21 protein-coding genes and 1 pseudogene are annotated in these 26,103 nt (G+C 64.2%); 5 read left to right on the top strand and 17 right to left on the bottom strand.

From position 1 onward, the window contains the following. The first annotated feature begins 130 nt into the window (after nucleotides 1-130). Nucleotides 131-367, top strand: a complete 237-nt coding sequence (locus AC0IYS_RS02905) for a hypothetical protein (RefSeq protein WP_471703758.1) — start codon at nucleotides 131-133, stop codon at nucleotides 365-367. Nucleotides 368-577: 210 nt separating this feature from the next. Here the strand turns inward: AC0IYS_RS02905 and AC0IYS_RS02900 are convergent, their stop codons facing one another. From AC0IYS_RS02900 to AC0IYS_RS02860, 9 genes are all read right to left on the bottom strand, one after another. Continuing rightward, nucleotides 578-2,056 (bottom strand): APC family permease, encoded by a 1,479-nt coding sequence (locus AC0IYS_RS02900; protein WP_471703757.1) that lies wholly within the window; start codon nucleotides 2,054-2,056, stop codon nucleotides 578-580. Between the two features lie 374 nt (nucleotides 2,057-2,430). Further along, a complete protein-coding gene (locus AC0IYS_RS02895) occupies nucleotides 2,431-2,952 on the bottom strand; it encodes an EF-hand domain-containing protein (RefSeq protein ID WP_471703756.1) in 522 nt (173 codons plus the stop codon). Between the two features lie 110 nt (nucleotides 2,953-3,062). Continuing rightward, the gene (locus AC0IYS_RS02890; protein WP_471703755.1) at nucleotides 3,063-4,064 is read right to left on the bottom strand and encodes a succinylglutamate desuccinylase; all 1,002 of its coding nucleotides are present in this window, start codon (nucleotides 4,062-4,064) and stop codon (nucleotides 3,063-3,065) included. A 4-nt stretch (nucleotides 4,065-4,068) separates the two neighbouring features. Beyond that, nucleotides 4,069-8,781, bottom strand: a complete 4,713-nt coding sequence (locus AC0IYS_RS02885) for an NAD-glutamate dehydrogenase domain-containing protein (RefSeq protein WP_471703754.1) — start codon at nucleotides 8,779-8,781, stop codon at nucleotides 4,069-4,071. 166 nt (nucleotides 8,782-8,947) lie between these two features. Beyond that, entirely contained in the window at nucleotides 8,948-10,285 is a 1,338-nt protein-coding gene (astB, locus tag AC0IYS_RS02880; RefSeq protein WP_471703753.1) for an N-succinylarginine dihydrolase, read from the bottom strand. A gap of 9 nt (nucleotides 10,286-10,294) precedes the next feature. Continuing rightward, the gene (astD, locus tag AC0IYS_RS02875) at nucleotides 10,295-11,800 is read right to left on the bottom strand and encodes a succinylglutamate-semialdehyde dehydrogenase (RefSeq protein ID WP_471703752.1); all 1,506 of its coding nucleotides are present in this window, start codon (nucleotides 11,798-11,800) and stop codon (nucleotides 10,295-10,297) included. Continuing rightward, the gene (gene astA / locus AC0IYS_RS02870) at nucleotides 11,793-12,851 is read right to left on the bottom strand and encodes an arginine N-succinyltransferase (protein ID WP_471703751.1); all 1,059 of its coding nucleotides are present in this window, start codon (nucleotides 12,849-12,851) and stop codon (nucleotides 11,793-11,795) included. Before astA ends, astD begins: the two co-directional genes overlap by 8 nt. Before the next feature lie 13 nt (nucleotides 12,852-12,864). Next, complete coding sequence (locus tag AC0IYS_RS02865; protein WP_471703750.1) at nucleotides 12,865-13,902, bottom strand: arginine N-succinyltransferase; 1,038 nt, start codon at nucleotides 13,900-13,902, stop codon at nucleotides 12,865-12,867. A 111-nt stretch (nucleotides 13,903-14,013) separates the two neighbouring features. After that, nucleotides 14,014-15,258, bottom strand: a complete 1,245-nt coding sequence (locus AC0IYS_RS02860) for an acetylornithine/succinyldiaminopimelate transaminase (protein ID WP_471703749.1) — start codon at nucleotides 15,256-15,258, stop codon at nucleotides 14,014-14,016. A gap of 271 nt (nucleotides 15,259-15,529) precedes the next feature. On the opposite strand from AC0IYS_RS02860, the gene AC0IYS_RS02855 reads away from it, so the two are divergent. Continuing rightward, nucleotides 15,530-16,222, top strand: a complete 693-nt coding sequence (locus AC0IYS_RS02855; protein WP_471703748.1) for a DUF1349 domain-containing protein — start codon at nucleotides 15,530-15,532, stop codon at nucleotides 16,220-16,222. A gap of 11 nt (nucleotides 16,223-16,233) precedes the next feature. Here AC0IYS_RS02855 and AC0IYS_RS02850 read toward each other — a convergent pair whose 3' ends face one another. Together AC0IYS_RS02850 and AC0IYS_RS02845 are read right to left on the bottom strand one after the other, a co-directional pair. Further along, complete coding sequence (locus AC0IYS_RS02850) at nucleotides 16,234-17,184, bottom strand: GlxA family transcriptional regulator (protein ID WP_471703747.1); 951 nt, start codon at nucleotides 17,182-17,184, stop codon at nucleotides 16,234-16,236. Between the two features lie 23 nt (nucleotides 17,185-17,207). Continuing rightward, nucleotides 17,208-18,122, bottom strand: coding sequence for a DMT family transporter (locus tag AC0IYS_RS02845; protein WP_471703746.1), 915 nt, complete (start codon nucleotides 18,120-18,122; stop codon nucleotides 17,208-17,210). 135 nt (nucleotides 18,123-18,257) lie between these two features. Between AC0IYS_RS02845 and AC0IYS_RS02840 the strand changes: the two genes are divergently transcribed. From AC0IYS_RS02840 to AC0IYS_RS02830, 3 genes and pseudogenes are all read left to right on the top strand, one after another. Beyond that, entirely contained in the window at nucleotides 18,258-18,686 is a 429-nt protein-coding gene (locus tag AC0IYS_RS02840) for a MarR family winged helix-turn-helix transcriptional regulator (RefSeq protein WP_471703745.1), read from the top strand. Continuing rightward, nucleotides 18,683-18,967, top strand: a complete 285-nt coding sequence (locus AC0IYS_RS02835) for a hypothetical protein (protein WP_471703744.1) — start codon at nucleotides 18,683-18,685, stop codon at nucleotides 18,965-18,967. Before AC0IYS_RS02840 ends, AC0IYS_RS02835 begins: the two co-directional genes overlap by 4 nt. A gap of 116 nt (nucleotides 18,968-19,083) precedes the next feature. Next, nucleotides 19,084-19,919, top strand: a pseudogene (locus AC0IYS_RS02830) (HDOD domain-containing protein). A 192-nt stretch (nucleotides 19,920-20,111) separates the two neighbouring features. Here the strand turns inward: AC0IYS_RS02830 and AC0IYS_RS02825 are convergent. Genes AC0IYS_RS02825 through eat form a run of 6 tightly spaced genes read right to left on the bottom strand, consistent with a single transcriptional unit; the run spans nucleotide 20,112 to nucleotide 25,994 of the window. Then, nucleotides 20,112-20,729 carry a glutathione S-transferase family protein gene (locus AC0IYS_RS02825; protein ID WP_471703743.1) on the bottom strand — a complete coding sequence of 206 codons (618 nt, stop codon included), beginning with the start codon at nucleotides 20,727-20,729 and terminating at the stop codon, nucleotides 20,112-20,114. Between the two features lie 59 nt (nucleotides 20,730-20,788). Further along, on the bottom strand, nucleotides 20,789-21,484 hold the full coding sequence (locus tag AC0IYS_RS02820) for a helix-turn-helix transcriptional regulator (protein WP_471703742.1): 696 nt from the start codon (nucleotides 21,482-21,484) through the stop codon (nucleotides 20,789-20,791). A gap of 3 nt (nucleotides 21,485-21,487) precedes the next feature. Then, nucleotides 21,488-22,348 (bottom strand): ethanolamine ammonia-lyase subunit EutC, encoded by an 861-nt coding sequence (gene eutC, locus AC0IYS_RS02815; protein ID WP_471703741.1) that lies wholly within the window; start codon nucleotides 22,346-22,348, stop codon nucleotides 21,488-21,490. Nucleotides 22,349-22,362: 14 nt separating this feature from the next. After that, nucleotides 22,363-23,754, bottom strand: a complete 1,392-nt coding sequence (locus tag AC0IYS_RS02810) for an ethanolamine ammonia-lyase subunit EutB (protein ID WP_471703740.1) — start codon at nucleotides 23,752-23,754, stop codon at nucleotides 22,363-22,365. A 33-nt stretch (nucleotides 23,755-23,787) separates the two neighbouring features. Further along, on the bottom strand, nucleotides 23,788-24,597 hold the full coding sequence (locus tag AC0IYS_RS02805) for a TorF family putative porin (protein ID WP_471703739.1): 810 nt from the start codon (nucleotides 24,595-24,597) through the stop codon (nucleotides 23,788-23,790). Nucleotides 24,598-24,614: 17 nt separating this feature from the next. Then, nucleotides 24,615-25,994 (bottom strand): ethanolamine permease, encoded by a 1,380-nt coding sequence (gene eat / locus AC0IYS_RS02800; protein ID WP_471703738.1) that lies wholly within the window; start codon nucleotides 25,992-25,994, stop codon nucleotides 24,615-24,617. Between the last annotated feature and the right edge of the window lie 109 nt (nucleotides 25,995-26,103).

The raw sequence follows: 26,103 nt of genomic DNA, 5'->3' as shown, positions 1-26,103 counted from the left end.
CGATGTTTCATAGGGAAAACATCAAGTTATACTGAAAACTAATGGCTCCTATCACAAATCAAAATTTTTTTTATTTCTGAAAACGGCGCATACTGCACTGCATCAAACGAACATTTAACAGGAGCTTCTCATGAACTCGACTACTTTCAACACTCACACCAACGCCAACTATGCAGGCAACGTCGCCAACGCCGTACGTCAACTGTTCGCTGCGCTGTTTGCACGGAAGCCAGCCGCTGTTGCAGAAGCGACCACCGAGCGCGCCGATGAAACCATCTGGTGGCTGAGCAGCACCGCTAAAGACGTGGAAGCCCACTCGCCTAACCTGGCTGCGGAACTGCGCTACATCGCAGCCCGTTTCGGTTAATAGCAGTTCACTCACTTATTTACGGAGAACCACCATGCTGACCATCATCGAAAACCTGCCTGCCGCCATCGCCGTATCCGGTATCGTTCTGCGCCTGTACCTGGGCTCGAAGCCAACCAAAGACGTAGAATAAGCCGTGCGCGCCACAGCAAAAAGCCCCGGCCGCTAACGCGGTGCCGGGGCTTTTTAGTTTGTAGCGGTTTAAATAAGTTACTTCAGCAGATTCAATTTCGAGTTGCGCATCCCGTACAGGAAGTACGTCACGACCGCGGCCGACATCCAGATGATAAAGATCGTGTAAGTCGTCAACGACAGACCGAACATCAGATACAGGCAGGCGCTGATACTCAGGCCCGGCACCACATACGGACCGAACGGCACACGGAAGCCCTTCACACCCTTACCGTTTTCCTTCTTGCGCATCACCGGCACCGCCAGCGACACCACGATAAACGCCGTCAGCGTGCCCATGCTGACCATGTCCCACAGGAAGGTCGCGTCCACAAAGCCGGCCACCAGACCCACGACTATGCAGACGATCAACGTGTTCTGCACCGGTGACGCCGTCTTCGCGCTCACCTTCTGGAACGACTTCGAGATCAGGCCGTCCTTGGAGATCGCGTACAGAATCCGCGTCTGGCCGTAAATCGTCACCAGGGTCACGCTGAACACGGAGATCACCGCGCCCGCCGCCAGCACCAGCGCCGGCCAGGTCTTGCCGGTGACGTTCTGCAGGATCACAGCCAGCCCGGCTTCCTGGCCGGCGAATTTCGACGCCGGCTGCGCTCCCATCGCCGCCACCGCCACCAGCATATAGAACACCGTCACGATCGCCAGCGCCGACAGGATGCCGATAGGTACGTTGCGCTTGGGATTGCGCACCTCTTCGCCGGCCGTGGCGACCGTGTCGAGGCCGATGAACGAGAAGAACACCGTCGCCGCCGCCGCCGTCACCCCGGCCATGCCGGTATAGTGCACGCCGTTGTCGGGACTGAAGAACGGATGGAAGTTATTGATGTCAAACCCGGAAAACGCGATCACGATGAAGAAGATCAGGATCGCCAGCTTGATCAGCACCATGATGGCGTTGGTGATGGCCGATTCCTTGGTGCCGCGTATCAGCAGCAGGCCGCACAAGATCACCAACAGGATAGGCGGCAGGTTGATATGCCCCGCGCGCCACTCGATACCGTGCGCGGTGGAGACGATCATGGGCGAGCGCAGCATGTCCGGGATGTGCCAGCCGAAGGCGTTGGTGAGGAAATTGTTCAGGTAGTCGGACCAGCCGATGGCGGTCGCGCTCGCCGCCAGCCCGTATTCGAGCAACAGGCAGGCGGCCATGATGAAGGCGGCGAATTCGCCGACGGTCGCATACGCGAACGAGTACGACGAGCCCGAGGCCGGAATCCGGAACGACAGTTCGGCATAACACAGCGCCGTCAGGCCGGCGGTGATGGCGGCGATCAGGAAGGACAGGACGACGGAGGGGCCTGCCTTGGGCACGGCTTCCATCATTGTGAAGAAAATACCGGTGCCGATAGTGGCGCCGACACCGATCATCGTCAGCGGGAACAGGCCGATCGAACGGTGCAGGCCATTGCTGGTTGGGGCGTGCTCAGCTGGTAAGTGTGCAACTGTAGTATCGACCGGCTTGGTACGGGTCAGTTTCTGGACCAGCGATTGGTTCACAGGCTATCCTTGTGGGAGATGTGTGGGCGAAAATGGGGGCAAAAAAACTAAGCGATTATAGGGCTTTCCAGCCTCATCGCCACAAAGTAATTTGTGCCACAAATACAACTTTATTCGCACTCGCCATCAAGGCTTGGTTACAGTTGCTTACTTTTGATACAGGCCGACGTATAGATTGCAAACAAGACGCACGCTAATCTTAGTCAACATTACAGTCTGACAAGAAGGAGCATTCATGCCGGTTCAAAAAATCCCTACAGTCTCGCGCGGTTTTCATCCGATGGTCGGCGCGGCGGTCGCCGTGCTCGGCGTCGCCGCGACGATCCTTGCGGTGCTCATCGCCCGTAATTAAAGACTAAACCGGGAATACAAGATCACGCGATTTCGTTGATGTTGCCGCCGATTTTGCCGGGGTCCGAAGCGCCCTCTGACGGATGCGAGATGCTGTAGACCAGCTGCTCCTGCTGCGACACCGTGCCGTCTTCATTGGTGTCGGCCGCCTCGTAGGTCTTGGTCGCGCTGCTTGCGGCGCCGGCCCCACCTGCTCCGCCACCGCCACCCGCGCCTTGCGGCTTGCCGCCTCCCTGCGCGGCGGGCGCGCCGCCTTCGGTGGGCTTGGGCGGCGCAAAGTCGCCGCTTTTGATCGCCGTCTCCAGATCCGATTTCGTGATCGAACCGGTCTTCTGCTGATCGATCGCGTCGAACTGCTTGGCCGCGTCGTCGGCCGAAACGCCTTTCGACGCCAGGCCGGAAACGAATTCCTCCTTCTTTACCTTGCCATCCTTGTCGGCGTCCATCTCGCCGAACACCTTGTTGGCGATACGCGCCGCGCCCTTGGCAGGGTCGAATGCCGGCGCGCTGGCGCTTCCCGAAATACCGCTGATTGCTGTCGTCATAGTGCTTACTCCATAGTTAAGGACAATGCTGTACCTGTTAACGTACTTAATCGTCCAACGATGAGTGCGCGGAATGTAAAGGGAGGTAAAGCGGTGTTAAGACGGAAGGGTCAGTCGATCCGCACCACCATCAGACCGGCGCGCAGGCCGACCCGGACGTCGGGATTGGGGAACACCACCAGTTCCTCCGGATGCTGGACGGTGTAGACGGTGTCGCCGTCGCGGGCGATCTCCTCGCCCTGCTTCAGCGCCGTAAAGTTATGCGTGTCCTTCCCGAACGCCATCTGGAACTTGTCGCTCAACTTGATGATCTGGCGCGCGGTGTTAAAGACGTGGGGCGCCTGTTTTGCTTCGCGCTTGGGCGCGCCGCGCAGCAGATCATCCAACGCCAGCGAGGCGTCGGCGAATTGCGCCAGGTCGTTCTGGCCCAGGGTGCCGATGCGCCCCAGCTCCACGGTGGTGCCGGCGGCGCCATGATGCTCCGCCGAGTAGTAACTGTACGTGCCGACCGAAGCCGGATTCATGATCACCGCGCCGATGCCGGCAACCCCCAGCCACTCGATCAGCGCGCGCCGCGTATGCTCGGCGATGATCTCCGGGACGATGGCGAAGGTCGGATACACCGACGGCCGGATGGCCGTGTGCAGATCCAGATGCCAGCGCACCGGTCCCGCGTCGCTGAAGAAGGCCGTGGTAGCGGCGATCATCACGTCGGCGCGCGCGGCTTCGGCGGTGCCGGCCAAGGTGCCGCGTTCGGCGCGGAACATGCGGTTTAAATCCGCATCGATGAAGCGCTTGCCGGCGCGGATGGCGCCGATGTTACCGACGCAGAGCATCAGATTGACGGCCAGCGCCTGCGGTTGCCGCGACAAGGCGTCGAGCAGGTAGGCCACCATCTCGATCGGCCCCGTCTCGTCGCCATGCACGCCAACGGAGATCAGCATCGCGGGACGGTCGCCCGTGCCCTTGATCGTGAGGATGCCGTCGGCCGGCTGCGTAACAGCGAAACCGGCCGCCGAAAAGCGCTGTGCGACGGCGCTGAAATCCGCTTCGGCGAGCGCACGGACCGCCTCCGGTAACGCTGTCGGCAAGGTGTCGATACGCTCGCTCATGCGCTTACACCGCCAAGGTGGTGTTGCCTGAGTTGGTCGCCTCGGACAGCGCCCACACATCCAGCATCGCCTGTTCCAGATCGGTCGCCACCGCGTAGCCGGTCAGGCCCAGCGTGTTGGCCACCAGTTCGACCGCCTCCACGCCCGAGTGGCTACCGGTGGCGTGCAGCAGCACCTGCGACAACAGGCGTTGCTGCGTGCGGCGCAACGCGTTCTGCGCGTAGCTGCGCAGCTGTTCCTGCGAACGGCTGGTGGCCGGCAGCTTCAGGCCGCGTTCCAAGGTGTCGATGCCGACTTGCGCGCGCAGCGCCAGGCCGACTTGCAGGAAAGCCGGCAAATCCATGCCCAGCGGACGGGTGACCGACAGCGCCGCGAACACAAACGCCGCCACCGATTCGATCGCGTCGACAGCCTTCCAGGCAGCGACGAATTCCGGACGCAGGCCTGCGGTCAGTTCGGCGTCGGACTGGCCGTCGTCGGAGCTCAGGTGGGCCAAGGTCTCGGGCTTGGCGAACAGGCGGGTCAACTCGGCCACGCCGTCCTTCAGCTGGTCGGCGGGCACGGTCAGCGCGCCTTCGATGACGGCCTTCTGCAGGACGCGGGTGCGGCCATCGACCTTGATCGAGACGGCGCGCGGCACTTTCAATGCGTCGGCGTCCAGGGTCGAGAAGATCGGCGCCAGGTTCAGCGCCGACCATGCCTGGCCCCATGCCAGGATCACGTCCGCTTCGTCGACGCCATGTTCGCCGGCCAGTTGGCGCAGCATCAGCGGGCCGCAACGGTTGACGGATTCATTGGCCAGTACGGTCGCCAGGATGGCGTTGGCCAGCGGGTGCGCCAGCGCCGGACGGGTCGCCACCAGCAGGTCCGGGAAGTACGGTTTGAGCACCGACTCGGCCCAGCTGTTTTCCGTCAGCGGCAGCGCCGACAGAATGCGTTTGTAGCGGTTCTTGACGTTGGCGATGACGACAGCCAGTTCCGGCGTGGTCAAGCCACGGCCATCGGATTTGCGGCGCGCCAGTTCGGCCACCGTCGGCAGCTGCTCCAGATCGCGCGACAGCGCGCCCTCTTCTTCCAGGAAGGCGATCAGCGAGGCGTAACCGTCTTGCACGGCGGCGTCGGTTTGCGCCTGCGCCTCGCGCACCAGCAACTGCGTTTGCAGCGTGTTGTCGCGCAGGACCAGGCGCTCGATGTCGGCGGTCATTTCGTTCAGGGTGCGGTTGCGGTCCGCCTCGGTCAGCAGGCCGGCGTTCATTTCCACGTCCAGCCACATCTTGGCGTTCACTTCATGGTCGGAGCAATCCACGCCGGCCGAGTTGTCGATCGCATCGGTGAAGATGCGGCCGCCGGCCAGCGCGAATTCGATACGGCCCGCTTGGGTGGCCCCCAGGTTGCCGCCCTCGGCGACGACCTTGCAGCGCAGCTGGTTGCCGTCGACGCGGATGTTGTCGTTGGCGCGGTCCTTGACCTGCGCGTGGGACTCGGTCGACGCCTTGATGTAGGTGCCGATACCGCCGTTGTAGAACAGATCGACCGGCGCCTTCAGGATGCGGTGCATCAGTTCTTCCGGCGGCAGCGAGGTTTCCTCGATGTCCAGCGCGGCGCGGATCTGCGGCGACAGTTCGATCATGCGCGAGGTGCGTGGATAGACGCCGCCGCCAGCCGAGATCAATTCCTTGTTGTAATCGTCCCACGAGGAGCGCGGCAGCGCGAACATGCGCTCACGTTCGACGAAGGATTTTTCCATGTCCGGCGTCGGGTCGAGGAAGATATGGCGGTGGTCGAACGCGGCGATGATCTGCAGTTTGCGCGACAGCAGCGCGCCGTTGCCGAACACGTCGCCCGACATGTCGCCCACGCCGACCATCGTCACCGGGGTGGCGTGGATGTCGTGGTCCATTTCGTAGAAGTGGCGCTTGACGGCTTCGAACGCGCCCTTGGCGGTGATGCCCATCTTTTTGTGGTCGTAGCCGTTCGAGCCGCCCGACGCGAAGGCGTCGCCCAGCCAGAAGCCGCGTTGCACAGCGATGCCGTTGGCGATGTCGGAGAAGGTCGCCGTGCCTTTATCCGCAGCCACCACCAGGTAAGGATCGTCGCTGTCGTAGCAGACGGTGTCCGCTGGCGGGACGATTTTACCCAGCACGCGGTTGTCGGTCATTTCGAGCAGGCTGGCGATGAACAGGCGGTAGACCGCTTCGCCTTCGGCCGCGATGGTTTCGCGCACGGCGTCCTTCGGCATCTGCTTGCACACGAAGCCGCCCTTGGCGCCGGCCGGCACGATGACGGCGTTCTTCACCATCTGCGCCTTCACCAGGCCCAGGACTTCGGTGCGGTAGTCTTCCATGCGGTCCGACCAGCGCAAGCCGCCACGGGCGACCGGGCCGCCGCGCAGGTGCACGCCTTCGAAGCGGCGCGAGAACACGAAGATCTCGCGGAACGGACGTGGTTCCGGCACCAGCGACAGGTTGCTGGTGTCGAACTTGAAGATGATCTTGTCGCCCTTCTGGTTGTTCTGGAAGTAGTTGGTGCGCAGGGTCGCGGTCATCAGATCGGTCAGGGCGCCCAGCACTTCTTCGCTGTCGGCGTGGTTGATCGACGGCAGGCGGCCTTTGATGGCGGCCAGCGATTCCAGCGCGGCGTCGCGGGTGGCTTGATCGAGCGCTGGATTGAAGCGCTGCAGGAAGGCGTCCACCAGCTGCTTGACGATGGCCGGCTGCTTGCGCAGCGTCTCGGCGATGTAGCGCACCGAGAACTGGGTGCCGGTCTGGCGCCAGTAGCTCATGTAGGCGCGCACCAGTTGCACCTGGCGCAGGCTCAAACCACCTTCGATGACCAGGCCATTCAGGCGGCCGTCTTCGGCTTCGTTGTTGAACAGGGACGCGAACAACTCCTGCGCGACCGGAATCACTTCCGGCTTGGCCAGGCTGGCGGCGCTGGCTTCATCGACCGACAGGCTGGTGACGAAGTGGCGCTTGCCGTCCATGCGGATCGAGTGCGCCTGTTCGCGGTCAATGGCCACGCCGGCGTTGTGCAGCGCCGGCAGGATGGTCGACAGCGACGGCACGCGGTCCACCGAGTACAGGCGGATGGTGGTGGCGTCGGCCGCCGCGTCCACGCGCACGTCGACGCGCGACGGATCGGTGTTTTGCAAAATGGTTTGCAGGTCATAGAAGGCGGCGACCGGCGGGGTCGAACCGACATAGTCGGTCGGCAGGGTCGCGCACATCTTGCGCAGGTGAGCGCGCATCGGCACGTTCGAGACGGCGTCGGCCAGCTTCGAGAAGCTGTCATGCCAGCCGTCCAGCACCGCCGTCAGCGGCTGCTGGATGTCCGTTTCCAGGTCCAGCGGATAGCGCGCGCCGTGGGCGATCAGGTACACGCGGGCCAGCGGGCCGTCGGCCACCAAGGTCTGCGAGCTGACGTGATGGGCGCCGGAGCTGGCTTGCAGCGCCTTGGCCAAGGCGGAAGCGACGCTTGCGCTGTAACGCTCGCGCGGCAGGTACACCAGCACGTTCAGGTGGCGCGCATAGACGTCGCGGCGCGCGAACACATTGGTGCGCGGTTGCTTGTACAGCGAGACGACGGCGCCGCAGACTTCTGCCAGCCATTCCGGCTCCGCTTCCAGCGCTTCGGTGCGCGGCAGCGATTCGAGTATCTCGATGAATTTCTCGGCGCGGAAGCCTTCCTGGCGCACGCCGGCGATGCTCAACACCTTGGCGATGCGGCCGCGCGCGAACGGCAGGCGGTTCAGCGGCGTGGCGGTGGCCGCGCGGGTGAACAGGCCGACGAAGCAGTATTCGCCGAGGATAGCGCCTTGCGGATCGGTGTGGCGGATGCCAATGAAATCCAGCGCTTGGTCGCGGTGCAAAGTGCCTTCGACGTCGGCCTTGACGATCGATAGCGTGTGCGCGCGCTTCGACAGCGTGTCGAAGTCGCCCGGGATGTTCGCAAGGCAGGTGCCATAGACCGGATGCGTGGTGTCCTGCAGCACGCCGATGCGGCTCGGGATGTCGCGTTCCAGCTCGCGCACGCCCGGTTTGACTTGATAGTAGGCGTAGCCGAACGGCTCGAAGCCTTCGGTGCGCGCCCATTCCAGGAAGGCGGCGACTTCCTGGCCCTCTTCGCCATTGGCGGATGCTTCTTTGGCGATGCGGCTGAAGTGTTCCTGCATCGCGGCCTTGTCGCGGCGGACCACGGCGGCGTCGCGCGAGACCAGCTCGACGCGGTCGACCAGCGTGTCCAGTTCCGCCTCCGACAGGTCGTCGGCCAGCAGGCACAGGACGTAGGATTCGAGTTTGTCGCCACTCTGGCCGACGGCGGTGACCACGCCTTCCGCGTTGCGGGCGACCGGCAGCACCGAGTTCAATACGCCGTTGGCGACGATGCGCAGCTTGCGCATGGCCATGACGATCGAGTCGACCAGGTACGGCATGTCGTCGTTGAGGATCAACAGCGCGGTGGCCATGCCGCCACGGCCATCTTCGTAGCGCAGCTTGGCGATTTGCGCGCCGTTGCCGGTGCGCTTGGAGGCTTGCGTGAAACCGTCCCACAAAACCGGCGCCAGACTACCGGGCACGGTGCCGGTCAGGTCTTCATCGTCCAGTGATCCGAGCCAGGCGCTGATCAGCGCCGGAACCTGGCTTGTTTCGCTGGCAGGCTTGCTGGCGTTGATCAAATCCAGCGTCTGAGCGCGCAGGTCTTGTGGCATTTGTTTCATCTTTGCTTCTCCAATACGTTATGAGTATTTTATGTTGCAGGACGCCGCGCCGGCTTGTGGCTACGCGGCGAAGGGTCGGGAATCCGGACACTATTAAACCAGATGGGGACGAAATAGTGCATTACAAATCGAATCAATGGAGCACGATTATTCGAGCATCTCAATTTTAAAAATCGTAGAGGTTCGGCATTCCAAGAATCCGGCTTAAATCCTCCAGCGCGGTGTGCACTTCGATCGCCAATGAAGGATCGGAGAGGTCGGACGGATCGAGCCGGTCGCGGTAATGCTTCTCCACCCACGCCACCAGCGTGTGATACAGCGCCTCGGTCATCACGACGCCTTGATGCATGGCCGCCGCCTCGGCGTCCGTCAGCGCCACGCGCAGGCGCAGGCACGCCGGCCCGCCGCCGTTGCGCATCGACTGGCGCAGATCGAAATGAATCAACTCGTCGACCGCGTTGCCGCTGGCGACCAGCCCTTGCAGATAGGCGGCGACGGCGGCGTTCTCCTCGCACTCCTGCGGGATCACCAGCGCCATCTTGCCGTTGTCCTTGGAAAGCAGCTGGCTGTTAAACAGATAGCTGGCCACCGCATCGGCCACCGACACCGCCCCGGTATCGACGCGAATCGCGTTCAACTCCGCGCCGACGCCGTCCATCGCGCGGCGCAGCGTATCGAGGCTGCCCGCTTCGTCGGCGAAGGCCTGGTCGTGATAGAACAGCACATTGCCGTTACCGACGGCGATGACGTCGTTGTGGAACACGCCCTGGTCGATCACGTCCGGGTTCTGCTGGATGTAGACGGTGCGATCGGCCGACAGGCCGTGCAAACGCGCGACGGCCTGCGAAGCTTCCAGCGTCTGGCGCGCCGGGTACTTCTTCGGCGCCGATGCCGACGCGTCGAATTCGGTACGGCCGTACACAAACATCTCGACCGCCGCGCTGCCATGGTCCTTGCACAGGCGCGTGTGGTTGGCCGCGCCTTCGTCGCCGAAAGCCGGCGTGCCAGGCAGCGCATCGTGAACCGCGAAGTGATTGATGTCGTGGAAGATCGCGCGCAGGCTGCGCGCCGACTGCTCATGCTCGAAGGCGCGATGCAGCTTGTTGTTCAAATTGGCCGCGGTGAAATGGGTGCGGCCGTCGGCGCTGTCGGCGGACGGGCTGACCGTCGCCGCGTTGGCGGTCCACATCGGCGAGGCCGAATACGCGCACGCCAGGATCACCGGCGCTTCCCTGGCCGCTTTCGCCAGCACGTCGGCATCGCTGCCGGTGAAGCCGATACTGCGCAGCAGCCGGAAGTTGGGCCGGTCCTGCGGCGGCAGCAAAGCCTGGCCGAAGCCACGAGCGGCCAGCGCCCGCATCTTGGCCAGACCCTGCAACGCCGCCAGCTTCGGGTTCGACGCGCTCTTGACGTTGCTAAACGACGCCACGTTGCCGAACGACAGACCGGCATAGTTATGCGATGGACCTACCAGGCCGTCGAAGTTGAATTCGCGTGCGCGCATGTCGGATCCTTAGAAGTGCATGCCCGGCGACAGTTTCGCAGGCATTTCGAGTACATTGTTTTCGATCGACGCCACCGGATAGGCGCAGTAATCCGCCGCGTAGTAGGCGCTCGGACGATGGTTGCCCGACTGGCCCACGCCGCCGAACGGCGCGGTGCTGGCGGCGCCGGTCGTCGGACGGTTCCAGTTGACGATGCCGGCGCGTGCGCGCACCTGGAAAATCTTCCACAGATTCTCGTCGTTGGAGATCAGCGCCGACGCCAGGCCGAACGCGGTGGCGTTGGCGGCGTTGATGGCGCTGTCGAAATCGGTCACGCGGATCACCTGCAGCAAAGGACCGAACCACTCTTCATCCGGAATGTCCTGGGCGTCGGTGACATCGACGATGCCGGCCGAGACGAAGCCGCTGTTGGCGTCCAGGTGGCGCATTTCCAGCAGCAGCTTGCCGCCCTTGGACACCATGTCCTCCTGCGCCTGCACCAGGCGTTTGGCCACCACCGACGAGACGACAGGCCCCATGAACGGCGCCGGTTCGGCGTTCGAGGCGCCGATGGTCAGGCGGCTCGCGACATCGACCAGACGCGCAACGATCGCGTCACCCGCCGCGCCGGTCGGCAGGATCAAACGGCGCGCGCAGGTGCAGCGCTGCCCGGCCGAAATAAAGGCCGAGGAAATCGCCATGAAGACGGCGGCGTCAATGTCTATGTTGTTACCCTGGTCCCAGATCACCAGCGGATTGTTACCGCCCATTTCCAGCGCCAGCATCTTGCCCGGCTGGCCGCCGAACTGCTTATGCAGTGCGGAGCCGGTCTGGCAGCTGCCGGTGAACAGCACGCCGTCGAGCAGCGGGTTCTGGCCCAGCGCGATGCCGGTATCGCGGCCGCCGTTGACCAGGTTGATCACGCCTTTCGGCACGCCGGCTTGCTCCCACAGCTGCACGGTCTTGATGGCGGTGCGCGGCGCGTATTCGCTCGGCTTGAACACCACCGTGTTACCGGCGATCAGCGCCGGCACGATATGCCCGTTCGGCAGGTGGCCGGGGAAGTTATACGGACCGAAAACGCCGAACACGCCGTGCGGACGGTGACGCAGCACCGCCTCGCCGTCGGCGACCTTGTTGTGCGACTCGCCAGTGCGCGCGGCGTGCGCCTGCACCGAGATATCGATCTTGTTGGCCATCGTCGCCACTTCGGTGCGGGCTTCCCACAGCGGTTTGCCGACTTCCTCGGAGATCAGCAGCGCCAGCGCCTCGGCGTCCTGTTTGAGCAGGTCGCGGAAGCGGGTGCACACAGCGATGCGCTCGTCCAGCGGCGCCAGGGCCCAGGCTTCGAAGGCTTCGCGCGCGGCGGCGCAGGCGTGCGCCACGTCTTGCGGCATCGATTCATTGCTGGCCCAGGTCTGCTGGCCGTTCGATGGATCGATGGTCGAAATTTCCGGGCCGCTGCCAGGCAGCCATTCGCCGTTGATGAAGTTACTGAGTGCGGTGTTCGATGCGTTGGGCGATGCGTTAAACATGGGGATTCTTCCTCAAATTGAGAGTCAGGGTGCGGACGGTGTCGCCGGCCTTGCAGCACAGGGCGTCCTGCTCCGCGACGGGCAGTTCCAGGGCGCCGTTCACCGGCACCGACTGCGACAGGATCATGCGGAAATCGCTCAGCGTGGTGTTCGACACCAGCATCGGCTCGTCCATCGGCGCCTCCGGCGCGCAGGCAGAGGCCAGGTCGGAGACCTTGCCTATTTCGGCCAGCGTGCTGTCGCGCATGGCGCGCAGTTCCGACACGCGCGCCTGCAGCACCGGTCCGGCGTCGAAAATATCGACATAACCTTCGAAGTACAGGCCTTCCTGCTCCAGCAGGCGGCGCGCCGGCGCGGTCGAAGTGTGGACCTTGCCGATCACCTGCTGCGCGTCCTCGGGCAGATAGGCCACGTAAAGCGGCTGGCGCGGCATCAACTCGGCGATGAAGGATTTTTTACCGACGGCGGTCAGATCGTCGACGTGGTCGAAATCCATCTTGAAGAAGTGGCGGCCCAACCCTTCGTAGAACGGCGAGCGGCCGCCCTCCTCCTGGTAGCCGCGCATTTCGGCGATCAGCTTTTCGGTGAACAGATGCGGGAACTGCGCGATGAACAGGAAACGGCTCTTCGACAGCAGCTTGCCGTTGTTGCCGGTGCGGTAGTCCGGATGAAGGAACAGCGAACACAGTTCGGTGCTGCCGGTCAGGTCGTTCGACAGGTACAGCGTTTCCATGCGGGTGAACACATCGAGCTCGCGGCTCGAATGCACCAGCGTGCCGATACGGTAGTTATAAAACGGTTCGTTCAGCCCGACCGCACCCTTGATCGCGCACACGCCGGCCAGGCGGCCCGTGTCGGTATCCTCCATCACGAACATGTAGTCGCGCTTTTCGGGCGGGATGGTTTCGGCGAACGAGGCGACGGCGATCGCCAGGCGGTCGCCCATCATCTTCATGTCCGGCTTGAGGGTGGTCATGCCGCTGCCGACCTGCGTGGCCATCACGTACAGGGCGTCGAGGTCGTCGGCTTTGATTGCGCGTACTACTAGCATAGGTTGTCCACTCTTAGATTCTGACGCAGATGACGGTGTCGCCGTCGGCGACTTGCAGCGCTTCCAGCACATCGGCCGGCAGCGCGACGGTGACTTGCGATTCCAGCGCGGCGCAATGGGTGATCACGGCGCGGAAATTATGTTCGGCGCCCGACGACACGGCATAGCGCAGCTGCGGTTCGCGGCCACGGTCGCGCGCCTCGGCGGCGACGGTCACGCGGCGCTGCAAGGCGCCACTGAAGGTGCGCAGCGAATTCTTGTGCGCCTGCAGGATCGGGCCGCCGTCGAAGATATCGATGTAGTCGTCCGCTTCGAAGCCTTCGGCCGTCAGCAGGTTGAACGCCAGCTCGCCCGACGGATGGATCTGGCCCATGGCCGCCTGCGCGTCGCCCGGCAGCAGCGGCACGTAGACCGGATAGTGCGGCATCAATTCGACGATCAGGGTGCGGTTGCGGGCGCCGCCGATCACGCGTTCGGCGTCGAGGAAATCCATCTGGAAGAACTTGCGGCCCAGCGCATCCCAGAACGGCGAACCGCCGGCGTCGTCGGTCACGCCGGCCAGCGGCACGAAGAAGCGGTCGGAAAAGCGGTGCGGCGCCAGCACGGCGAACATCAGCCGCGCGCGCGACAGCAGCGCCGCTTCCGGCGTGCCGTATTCGCGTTCGCCGACATAAAAACTGGACAGCTGCGAGTACCCTGTCAGCTCCGAACAAAGCGTCAGCGCGTGCACGCTGTGGCTGATATTCAGGTCGCGCGACACCTGCTGGATCACGTCGTTGCGGAACGAGAAATAGGTGCCGTTGGAACCGGCGGCGGCGAAGATGGCGGCGGTGCCGACGATGGTTTTATCGGCCAACGACTCGAGCACCAGCAGATACGCCTCTTCGCTGGGGATATCCACGTGCGCGGCGAACGACGCGATCGAACGCTCGATCATGGCGAGGATTTTCTCGCGCGTCTTCGGCAGGGTATGCACTCCCGGCATGGGCACCGCCGCCAGTGCTTCGAGGGCAGCGATATCCGCAAGTTCGACCGGACGGACTACATACATGGGAACTCCTTCGGTAATTCAACTCAAGCGTCAAAGCAAGCGACCCGGCGCGTCGGAACACGCCGGGTCACAAATGAAAAGCGGCGGAACCAGGTCCGCCGCGAGTGCTTCTTAGGCTGCGGCGATCATGCCGTCCAGCGACAGGCGCAGGATGCGGTCGACTTCAGCGATCTGCGCGTCCGAGACGATCAGCGCCGGCGCCAGACGCACCACGTCCATGCCCGCGATCAGCACCATCAGGCCATTGCCTTCGGCGGCCTTCTGGATGTCCTTCGCGCGGCCTTTCCAGGTGTCGGTGACGACCATGCCGAGCAGCAGGCCGGCGCCGCGCACCTGCGCGAACACCTGCGGATAGTCGGCGATCAGCTTTTCCATCATGCCGCGCAGCTTGGCGCCGGCTTCCTTCACGCGCGCCAGGAAGGCCGGCTGGTTGATCGTCTCAAGCACCGTCAGCGCCACGGTCGCGGCCAGCGGATTGCCGCCGTAGGTGGTGCCGTGCGAGCCGACGCCCAGCGTCGCGGCCAGTTCGTGCGTGGTCAGCATGGCGCCGATCGGATAGCCATTGCCCAGCGCCTTGGCCGACGTCAGCACGTCCGGCGTGATCCCGTAGGTCATGTAGTGGAACAGGTCACCGGTACGGCCCATGCCGCACTGGACTTCGTCGAAGATCAGCAGCGCGCCGGTCTTGGTGCACAGGTCGCGCAGCTCCTGCAGGTAGGCCTTGTCGGCCGGGACCACGCCGCCTTCGCCTTGCAGCGGTTCGACGATCACCGCGCAGACGTCGTCGCCGATGGCGGCGCGCGCCGCCTCGATATCGTTATAGACGATATGGTCGATCGACGGCGGCAGCGGCTCGAAGCCTTCGGTGTACTTCGACTGGCCGCCGACGGACACGGTGAACAGCGTGCGGCCGTGGAACGACTGGTAGCACGAGATGATGCGCGATTTGTGCGCGCCGAATTTGCTGTGCGCGTATTTGCGCGCCAGCTTCAGGGCCGCCTCGTTGGCTTCCGCGCCGGAGTTGCAGAAGAAGGCACGGTCGGCGAAGGTGGCTTCGGTCAGCGCGGTGCCCAGGCGCAGCACCGGCTCGTTGGTGTAGCCGTTACCGAGGTGCCACAAGGTGTTGGCCTGGCGGGTCAGCGCCTCGACCACGACCGGGTTGCAGTGGCCCAGCGAGGCCACGGCGATGCCGGACGTGAAGTCCAGATAGTGTTTGCCATTCTGGTCCCACAGGTCCAGGCCAGCGCCTCGGACCGGAACCATCGCTGCGGGTGCGTAGGTAGGCACCAGGACTTCATCAAAAGTCTGACGAGTCACAGGACGGGTCGTTACGGTCGTATCTAGCTTGGCGTTCATGGCATTCCCTATCAATGTTTAGTGGGGCGACCAGCAGAAATCCGCTGACGTTGCGCCATTATAGGCATCACCGCAAAACCCATCTTTCGGATACGCGACAGGCATTTTCAAATTCGTCACGCCGCCACCGCTGCGCCATAGGGAAGGCGGCCATATTTGTTGACATCGCGACACTCTGCATGTTATTTTTCTTTTAACAATAATGGGAGCGCTTCCATTCCGGCGGGCGGCCCAAGGCGTGCGGACGCCAACCACCACGGAAGACATCTTCATGTTTCAAAACAAGAAATTCACATTTGGCGCGTTTGCCATCGCGGCGGCGCTGATGGCGGCGCAAGCCCGGGCCAGCGAGGCCACGCTCAAGGACGGCAAGCTGGCGATCGACACGCTGCCGTTCGCGCTCGAATCGCAGCTCGACCTGGGCGCGGCCAGCGTCAAGGACAAGGCGCTGGTGTTGCAGGCCAAAAAAGGCACTGACTTGTACGCCAACACGGACGGCACCGAGATCGCCGACAAAACGCCGCGCGTGCTGTTCCAGCCGGTCGGCGACTTCATCTTTTCGGCCAAGGTCACCGCCGGCGTCAACCATGCCTTCAACGGCGGCGCGCTGATCGTCTACAACGACAAGGCCAACTGGGCCAAGCTGCTGTTCGAATTCGCCAAGACCGGCGCGGCGGGCATCTCGTCCACCGTGGCCAAGGGCGTCGGCGACGACGCGCACCATGGCGTGCGCACTGGCGACGCGGTCTACCTGAAGGTGCTGCGGCGTAAGGACATGTTTGTGTTCTACGCCTCGCAGGACGGGCGCGACTGGAGCATGGTGCGCAGCTTCGGCCTGCCGGGAGCGGCCACTGCCAAGGTCGGTTTCTCCTCGCAATCGCCGGCCGGCGACGGCTTCAGCGCGCAGTTCTCCGATATCAAGTTCCGGAACGCCACCTTCAAAGATTTTTGGCAAGGGGAGTAAGGACGAGCCGCTCAGCCCGGCCGGTTGGCCAGCTTGCGCTGGCGCTCCTCGCGCGGGGTGTTGCCGAACAGCGCGCCGAAAGCGGTCGAAAAATGCGAGCCGGACGAAAAGCCGCACATCAGTCCGACCTGGACGATCGAGTGATTGGTCTCAAGGAGCAGTTGCCGCGCGCGTTGCAGCCGGAGTTCCAGGTAGTAGCGCGACGGCAGGCTGTTCAGGTATTGCTTGAACAGGCGCTCGAGCTGGCGGCGCGACAGCCCGACCAGGTTGGCGATGTCGTCGGTCGACAGCGGCTCCTCGATATTCGTTTCCATCAACGTCACCGCCTCGGACAGGCGCGGCTGCAGCGCGCCGAAGCGGGCCTGCAACGCCACCCGCTGGCGCTCCTCGTGGCCACGCACGCGCTCGATGCACAGCGCCTCCTTGATGGCCGCCTGCACCGTCGCGCCGAACAGGCTTTCGATCAGGGTCAGCGAGAAATCGATGCTGGCGGCGCCGCCGCAACAACTCAGGTGGCGCCCGTCGAGCTCGAACAAGTGCGGGGTCAGGATCGCGCGGTCGTTGATGTGCTCGGTATCGGCGTACAAGGCCCACGGCAGCGCCACGCGCACGCCCGCCATCACGCCCGCCTCGGCCAGCCACAGCACGCCGGCGCCGACGCCGCCCCAGTAGTCGGCCGCGCGGCAGCGCTCGATCACGGCGCGGCTCAGCTCTGGCGCCATCGGCGCCTGGTTCTCGTCGGCCACCAGCAGCGCCAGGTGGTGTTGGCCGGGCTGGGCCGGTGCCAGTTGCGCCGGTGTCAGGGTTTCCAGATGCAAGGCGTCCTTGCCGAGGATGGTCGCGGCCAGCCGCAGCGGCTGCACCAGCCCGGCCCAGGTGATGGCGTCGGCCTCGCCCGCGTTCACCAGCAGCATGCGCAGCGGCCGTTGCTGGGCGAGCGGAGTAAGGTTAGCGAAGGACATCTGGCATCGTCATGGTCGGGTGGCTATTCGGGCGCCAGCGCGGCGGCCGGACGCTCGGTGCTCCACTGGCTGACGATCATACCGGAGATCAACAGCACCGCGCCGAGCAGGCCGTTCCACGCCAGCGTCTCGCCCAGCCAGAAATAGGCGAAGATCGCCGCGCAGCCGGGCTCGAAGGCGTAGATCACGGCCGCCTCGTTGGCGCTGCTGTGGCGCTGGCCCCAGGTTTGCAGCGAGATGATCGCTGCCGTGGCCACCACGCCCAGGTAGACGATGTTGACGGCGTACGTCTCCAGCCCGGTGCCGATGTAGCTCAGGTAGTTGGGCAGGTCCTCGGCCCGCTCGGCCGCGCCCAGCGGCACCTCGCGCAGCAGCAGCCATATGGCCGAGCACACCGCGACCGTGACGATTTGCGACGCCGTCAGCACCATCAGCTTCTCGACCTTGCGCGTGGTCGACGCCATCAGCACCACATAAATGCCGAAAAACACCGCGCACAGCAGCGCCAGCGTGTCGCCGCGCCCCCAGATGAAACCGCCCTCCCAGCACAGCGCGAACAGGCCGGCCAGCGCCAGCACCAGCGCGATGACAATGCGGCGCTCCAGCATTTTCCCCATCAGCACGCCGATCAGCGGCGGCACCAGGACGTTCAGGCCGGTGACAAAGGCGTTGCGGTTGGAGGTGGTCAGCGCCAGGCCTTCAATTTGAAAGACGTAGCACAGAAACAACACGGCGCCGGCCAGCATGCCCCAGCGCACATCGTTCCATTTGGCGCGCCACAGGAAGGGCAGCAGCAACAGGCTGGCGATGGCGAAGCGGCTCAGCACGATCCAGCTGGCGGACAGATAGCCGGTCATGTCCTTCATCGCCGGAAAGGTGGTGCCCCAGACCAGGGTCACGATGAGCAACGCGGCGACGCCGCGCAAGTGGTGTGGCATGGTTTTTATTATCAACTATGTTAGAAATTACTGTGGCGCATAGTGTACCCGGCCAAGCCGCAAATTGCGAACCAGCTATAATCACGGTCTATGGGTGAACGATATCTGAAAAGTATCCGGTTGCTGGCCGAGTGCATGCAGGGCTTTGAACGGCTCTCGAGCGAACGGGCACGCCAGAGCGGTCTGACGCATCCGCAGTTCGACATTATCGCCACGCTGGGCAACACGCCCGGCATGTCGTATAAGGAACTGGGCGAGAAAACGCTGATCACCAAGGGCACGCTGACCGGCGTGATCGAACGGCTGGAACAGAAAGGGCTGGTGGAGCGTCAGCGCAACGACTGCGACAAGCGTTCTTTCTTTGTCCGCCTGACGGCCGACGGCGAGGCGACGTTCAACGCCGCCTTTCCCAAGATGATGGAGATGGGCAGGAATCTGTTCACGGACTACCGCGAGGAAGATCTCGCGGCCCTTGAAAAACACCTGTCCAAGCTCAAAACTGTGATTATGGCCGGCCATCCCGGATGCCCGTCCACCCCCGACCCAACCAAGGAAAACATTTGAAAACGACTCTGCTCGAAGGCAAAAAGCCAGCCAAATTCGACAAACACATCATCGGCAACCTGCTGCTCAACGTCGACACCCCGGACGAGGTGCGCAAGGAAAAACTGCTGATCGGCGTGCGCAACGAAGACGGCGAGATCTACCGCCTGATCGGCGCCACCAAGCACAATAGCTTCATGAACGCCGTCGAGGAGCTGTTCGACCTCGGCCTGACCGACGAACTGCAGGATTCCGACGACATCGTCGAAGGCTGCGACGCCATCTTCAGCGAACAGCAGTAATCCCGCAGCCGCCCTGGCGGCGGCGCGGTGTCGGCGGGTGTGGCGGGTGTGGCGCGGCAGGAAAGTATTTTTCGGATAAGTGCTCCAAGGCAATATTCGGGAGTATAATTTTTGTGATGGACAGACTCGACGCCTTCAAAGCTATCGCCGCTCAAGCGAGCCGGGGGAACTGACGTTCCCGGCCAATGTCAACGCCTCGCTGCGGCTGCAGCAGGCGCTGAGCGACCCGGACTGCCACGTCGAAGCGGCGGCCAAACTCATCCAGGCAGACCCGTTGCTGGCCGCGCGCAGCGTCGCCATCGCCAACTCGGTCGCCTACAACCGTTCCGGTACCGAAATCTCCAGCGTGCGCGCGGCCGTCCAGCGGCTCGGCGTGCGCACCTTGCAATCGCTGGTGGCGGCGTTGATCGTGCGCCAGATCGGCAGTCAGGTCACCGAGCCGGTGCTCCAGGCCAAAATCAACCAATTGTGGGAACACACGGCGCACGTGGCCGCGCTGTCGCAGGTGATCGCGCGGCGTGTCACGCATGTCGATCCCGATACGGCGCTGTTTGCCGGCATCGTGCACGAGGTGGCGGGTTTTTACATGTTGTCGTGTGCGGCCGAGTATCCGGAAGTGATGGAAGGCGAGCCCGAGGATTGGGTCGAGCATGGCGAGGTCGCCATCGGCCGTGGCGTGCTGACCAAGCTGGGCGTGCCGGACGGCGTGTATAAATCGATCGAGGCGATGTGGCTGGGCTTGCGCGCCTTGCCGCCGGAAACCTTGGGTGACACGCTGCTGCTGGCCAACGATTTGTCGCCGGTGCAGTCGCCGCTGTATCAGCGGCCCGGGGCCACCACGTTGCCGGGCGCGCGCACCATCGACTTCATCGTCGGTGAAGGCACCTTGCATGCGATCATGGTCGAATCGGCGCACGAGGTGCGGTCCCTGTATGCGGTGCTGATGCTGTGACGCGTGTCTAGCGTCGAGTTCGTGTAGAAATGGTGGACCTGACCCCGGAGTTGCCGGAATTGCGGGCAAAAAAAAGCCCGCTTGGTAGCGGGCAAAGTCCAAAACTAGGGATCTCCTCCAGAGGAGACAGTTCAAGAATACCTGCCACCGCCTCATCGCTCTGTGCGCCATTTCACATAGCGGACATATTGATCACCAGACCGGCTCGGTGTGTTTCCAGACCTCGAGCTGGCGCACGCGCTCGTACCACGCCATGATGTGGGGATAGTGCTTGACCGGCAGCCGGGCTTGCTCGGAGTACATCAGCGGCGGCGCGAGCGCGAAATCAGCCAGGCTCAGCTTATCGCCGACCAGCCATGCGCGGCCCGCCAGATGGGCGTCCAGCACCGCCGCGAACCTCGCCAGCTCGCTTTCGGCGCGGGCCACGACGTCGGCGTCCGGGCCGCCCTGGCCGATCAGGCCCTTCCAGATCCGCTCGAACGTCAGGTAGCCGATCGCCGGCGACCAGTGCTGGCAGGCCCACAGCATCCAGCGGTTGACGTCGGCCCGCACCAGGATGTTGTCGGGATACAGCGTCTGGCCCAGGGTGCGGTCGGCCAGGTATTGCATGATGGCGCACGATTCCCACAAGGTGAAGTCGCCGTCCTGTAACACCGGCAGCTTGCAGTTGGGATTGAGTTCGGTCAGCCGGCGCCGGTCGTCCGGATTCATCAGGCTGACCTCCGTCAGGTCCAGCGGCGTGCCCATGTATTCGGCGGCCAGCATCACGCGGCGCGAGTTGGAGGAGATCGAGTGGTGGTAGAGTCGCATGGCTTGCTCCGATGAGTGGGTGAGGACTGCATCGTACGGGCATCCCGCGACAGTTTTTGTCAGGAGTCTTCGGGGATCGCGTGCTCCTTGCGCCACGTGCGCAACAGGTCGTGGCGGCGCGCGGGATAGCGTTCGCCCGTCGTGTGCACCGCGGCGATGCGGTCGATGCGGAAGTGGCGGAACGCCATGCGCAGCTCGCACCACGCGGCGAGCATGCGGCTGCCTTCGAAGAACGCCAGCGCGAACGGCCACACCATGCGCTCCGACGGCGCGCCCTTTTCGTCGCGGTAGCCCAGCCGCAGCCGGTGCTGGTAGCGGATCGCTTCGCGCACCGGCCGCACATGGACGTCGCTGGCGTCGGGCGCGGTTTTTCCCATCGGTACCCACAGGCTGGTTTCGGCCATGTCGTCGCGCAGGTCCTTGGGCGTGGCGGTGGCGATCTTGGCCAGCGCGCTGGTGGCGGCCGCCGCCAGGCCCTCGTCGCCCTGGCGGCGCACCCAGCGTGCGCCCAGCACCAGCGCCTCCAGTTCGTCCGGGCCAAACATCAGCGGCGGCAGGAAGCTGCCGGCTTTCAGCATGTAGCCGACGCCGGCTTCGCCCTGCAGCGGCGCGCCCAGGCTCGACAGGGTTTGGATGTCGCGGTAGATCGTGCGTTCGGAGACGCCCAGCTGTTCGGCCAGGCGGGCGGCGGTGACGGGACGGCGGTAGCCGCGCATCGCGTCCATCAGCAGGAAAAGTCGGCCGGATCGGCTCATGTTTTAGTCGTGGTCGAGCAGGAAGTTGCGCGGTGGCGCGTCCAGTGCGTGGTTGTCGGTGGCCGTTTCATCCTTGAGCGCGACGCCGGACAATTGCCGTTTGCGCGCTTCGGACAACAGATAGTGAAGCTTGAACGCTGCGTCGTCGTAGGTCAAGCCCGCCGGACGCACATTCGAGATGCAATTGCGGCTGGCGTCGGTCAAGCCGGTCTTCGGCGCCCACGTCAGGTACAGGCCCATGCTGTCCGGCGAGCTCAGGCCGGGGCGCTCGCCGATCAGCACCACCACGGCGCGCGCGCCAAGCAGCTCGCCCACTTCGTCGCCGACCGCTACCCGCCCCTGGCCGACGATGGCCGGCGGCGCCAGCGACCAGCCGTCATCGGCCAGCCGCGCCGTCAGGATCTTGATAAAAGGGACGGCGTTTTGTTCGATGGCCAGGGCGGACAGACCGTCGGCGATGACGAGCGCCAGGTCGTAGGCGCCGGGTTCGGCCGCGCGTCGCTGCAACAAGGCCCCGCGCGAGGCGTCGTCGAGGCGGCGGCCGAGGTCGGGGCGTTGCAGATAGATGTCGCGGCTGGCCGCCGCGCTGTGCAGCGACAGACAGCGCAGGCCGCAGGCGGCCAGCAGCGCCTCGCCCAGCGCAGCCTGGTCCAGCGCCAGGTGGACCGCGTCGCGGGCGCGCGCGTGCGCCAGCTGGAACGCCAGCTGCGGCGCCGTCGGCTGGCTCACGCCACTGCGGCCCAGCGCGATGCGCGCGGCCGTGAAGCGCCGCAGCGACTGCCAGGGGTTGGCGGTCACCACGCCGTTGCCGTCGTCTTCCGCAGCCGGCTGGCCGACAATGATGTTGCTCTCGGCATCGTCCATAAAATTCCTGTGCTTTACGTCAAACTCGCCAGCGCGCGCTGGAATGCCACCGGCATGCCGTTGCCCAATGTGGCGCGCTCGTCGTCGGTGAAGATGTGCATCGCTTTCAGCCACGCCTCGAATTCCGGCGCGGTCTTCAGTCCCAGCACGCGCCGCGCGTACAAGGCATCGTGGAAGGACGTGGTTTGATAGTTGAGCATGATATCGTCCGAGCCCGGAATGCCCATGACGAAGGTGCAGCCGGCCGCGCCCAGCAGGGTCAGCAGCATGTCCATGTCGTCCTGGTCGGCCTCGGCGTGGTTGGTGTAGCAGACGTCGCAGCCCATCGGCAGGCCCAGCAGCTTGGCGCAGAAGTGGTCCTCCAGCCCGGCGCGGATGATCTGCTTGCCGTCGTACAGATACTCGGGGCCGATGAAGCCGACCACCGAGTTCACCAGCAGCGGCTGGAACTTGCGCGCGACCGCGTAGGCGCGCGTTTCGCAGGTTTGCTGGTCGACGCCGTGGTGGGCGTTGGCCGACAGCGCGCTGCCCTGCCCCGTTTCAAAATACATGACGTTGTTGCCGACCGTGCCCCGTTGCAGCGACAGCGCGGCGTGGCGCGCCTCGTCGAGCAGCGCGAGGTTGATGCCGAAGCTGGCGTTGGCCGCCTCGGTGCCGGCGATCGACTGGAACACCAGGTCGACCGGGGCGCCGCGCTCGATGGCGGCGATGGTGTTGGTGACGTGGGTGAGCACGCACGATTGGGTCGGGATGCCGTAGCGGGCGATGATTTCGTCAAGCATGGTGACGATCTTGATCACCTGCGGCACGTTGTCGGTGGCGGGGTTGATGCCGATGACGGCGTCGCCGCTGCCGTACAGCAGACCGTCAAGCACGCTGGCGGCGATGCCGGTGGCGTCGTCGGTCGGGTGGTTGGGTTGCAGGCGCGTCGCCATGCGCCCTGCCAGGCCAATGGTGTTGCGGAAGCGGGTGACGACGCGGCATTTTTTCGCGACCAGGATCAGGTCCTGGACGCGCATGATCTTGGAGACGGCGGCGGCCATCTCGGGCGTGATGCCGGGGGAGACTGCGGCCAGGGTCGCTTCATCGGCGGCGTCGCCGAGCAGCCAGTTGCGGAAGTCGCCGACGGTCAGGTGGGCGATGCGGGTGAAGGCGGCTTGGTCGTGGTCGTCGATGATCAGGCGCGTGACTTCGTCCTGTTCGTAGGGGATGACGAGTTCGTTCAGGAAGAGCGTCAGCGGCAGCCCGGCCAGCGCCATTTGAGCGGCGACGCGCTCTTCGGCGCTGGCGGCCGCCAGCCCGGCGAGGTAGTCGCCGGAGCGGGCCGGCGTGGCCTTCGCCATCAGGTCCTTGAGATCGCGGAACTGGTAGGTTTTGCTGCCCACCGTGTGCGAGAAGCTGCTCATGTCGTCTCCGATGCGAAAGCCAATGCCTATATATTAGAACGTGCGCGTGGCGGTGACCAGCAAGCGCTTTTGTACCACGTTCTTGCTGCTGCCATCGGCGTTGAAGAAGGTCCACAGCGGCGTGCCGTTCTTGCTGGTGTCGCCGCTGTTGTAGACCGCCGCCGCCGAGAACGCCCACTTGTCCATCGTCTTCGTCACGCCCGCCTTGACGTCATAAAAATTGAACTCGCTCATGTGGCGCACGTTCTGCTTGCCCGCGTGCAGGTTCAATACCAGGCCCGCCGCCAGTTCCGGGTTCCAGTTCACTTCGCCGTACAAGGTGCCGCGCGTGTCGACCAGCTCGCCGGTGGTGGGCTGGACCGTGAAGCCGAACCAGCGCTTGTTCAAGGACACCCAGCCGTAGGCGTTGAAGGCGCCGATGTTCACGCCCAGCTTGGCTTCCTGCGTATGGTACTTGATGTCCTTGCCGCCCGTCGCGTAATGCGCGCCGGGGAACCAATACGTGACCAGGCCGGCGTCGATGACGGTGTCGGCGTTCAGGCTGTGGCGGTAGCCGCCGTAGACGTCGATCTCGGTGCCGGCGCCGTTGTTGTACGCCGCGTGCGAGACGCCGGAGCCGAACAGGCCAAGATAAAAGCCGCTCGCGTGCGTGAAGTCCAGGGTGGCCTGAATGGTCGGCTTGGCCTGCGTTTGCGAAATGCCGCGGAACAGGTAGTCGGAGACGATGGTGACGTTGCCGCTATCGGTCCAGTCGGGAGCGGGGGCAGCCGGCGCGGGGTCGGCGGCCAGCGCGGCGCCGGAAAACAAGGCCGCGCACGCCAGCATGAGGATAGTTTTTGTCATTCAATATACTCCAGTGGTTAGATAGGGTCCAACGCGGCGTGCTGCTGGCGGCTGTCCTTGGTGAACAGGAAGAACACATAACCGGCGGCCAGGAAGCCGACGAACAGCGCGAAGATCAGCGGGTTGTAGTAGATCATCGTCCCCATGCAGACCACGGCGCCGGCCAGCGCGATGGCCGGGAACAGCGGATAGAACGGCGCGCGGAACGGGCGCACCATATGCGGCTCGGCGCGGCGCAGCTTGAACAGGCTCAGCATGCTGATGATGTACATCGTGATGGCGCCGAACACCGACATGGTGACGATGTTGGCCGTCAGCGTCAGCCCGCCGATCTTGATCAGCTCATCGCTGTAGATGGCGGCGATACCGACCACCCCGCCGGCCAGCACGGCACGGTGCGGCGTCTTGAAGCGCGGGTGGATCTTGGCGAAGTAATGCGGCAGGTAGGCTTCCCGCGCCAGCGCGTAGATCTGGCGCGAGTAGCCGAGGATGATGCCGTGGAAGGAGGCGATCAGGCCGAACAGCCCGAGCCACACCAGCATGTGCAGCCAGCCGCTGTTCTCGCCGACGATCAGCTTCATCGCCTGCGGCAGCGGGTCGTTGATGTTGGCCAGCTTGGTCCAGTCGCCGGCGCCGCCGGCGAACACCATCACGCCGATTGCCAGCAGCACCAGGGTGATGATGCCGGTGATGTAGGCGATCGGAATCGAGCGCTTGGGGTCCTTGGCTTCCTCGGCCGCCATCGCCACGCCTTCGATCGCCAGGAAGAACCAGATGGCGAACGGGATCGCGGCGAACATGCCGGGCACCGAGGCCAGGCTGAAGCTGTCCGAGCCGGACCAGCCGCCCTTGGTGAAGTTGGCCATCGAGAAGCCCGGCGCGACCACACCCATGAACACCAGCAGTTCGAAGATCGCCAGCAAGGCCATCAGCAGCTCGAAGGTGGCGGCCACCTGCACGCCGACGATGTTGAGCGTCATGAACACCAGGTAGGCGCCAACGGCGGCCAGCTTGGGGTCGATCTGCGGGAACTGCACATTGAGGTAGGCGCCGATCGCCAGCGCGATGGCCGGCGGGGCGAACACGAACTCGATCAACGTGGCGGCGCCGGCCAGGTAACCGCCGGTCGGGCCGAAGGCGCGCTTGCTGTAGGCGAACGGTCCGCCGGCGTGCGGGATCGACGTGGTCAGCTCGGTGAAGCTGAAGATGAAGGTGGTGTACATGGCCGCGACGAACAGCGCGGTGATGGTGAAGCCCAGGGTGCCGGCCGAGGCCCAGCCATAGCTCCAGCCGAAGTATTCGCCGGAGATGACCAGCCCGACGGCGATGCCCCATAGCTGGAAGGTGCTTAGCGTCTGCTGCAGCGCGGGCTTGCCGGCCGCTGTTTTTGCGTTCATATTTTTCCCCTAATTTAGCCGCGTCTGAGGCCCGGATGGACGCCTGGTCCGGGCGGGTATGGAAGTTGCTGCGAATTTCAGTATAGAAGCGGGGCAAAGCCGGCCGTTA

The organism is Duganella sp. AC237 (genome assembly GCF_979254035.1).
The sequence above is the reverse complement of the archived record's forward strand: the minus strand, read 5'-3'. Positions and strand labels throughout refer to the sequence as shown.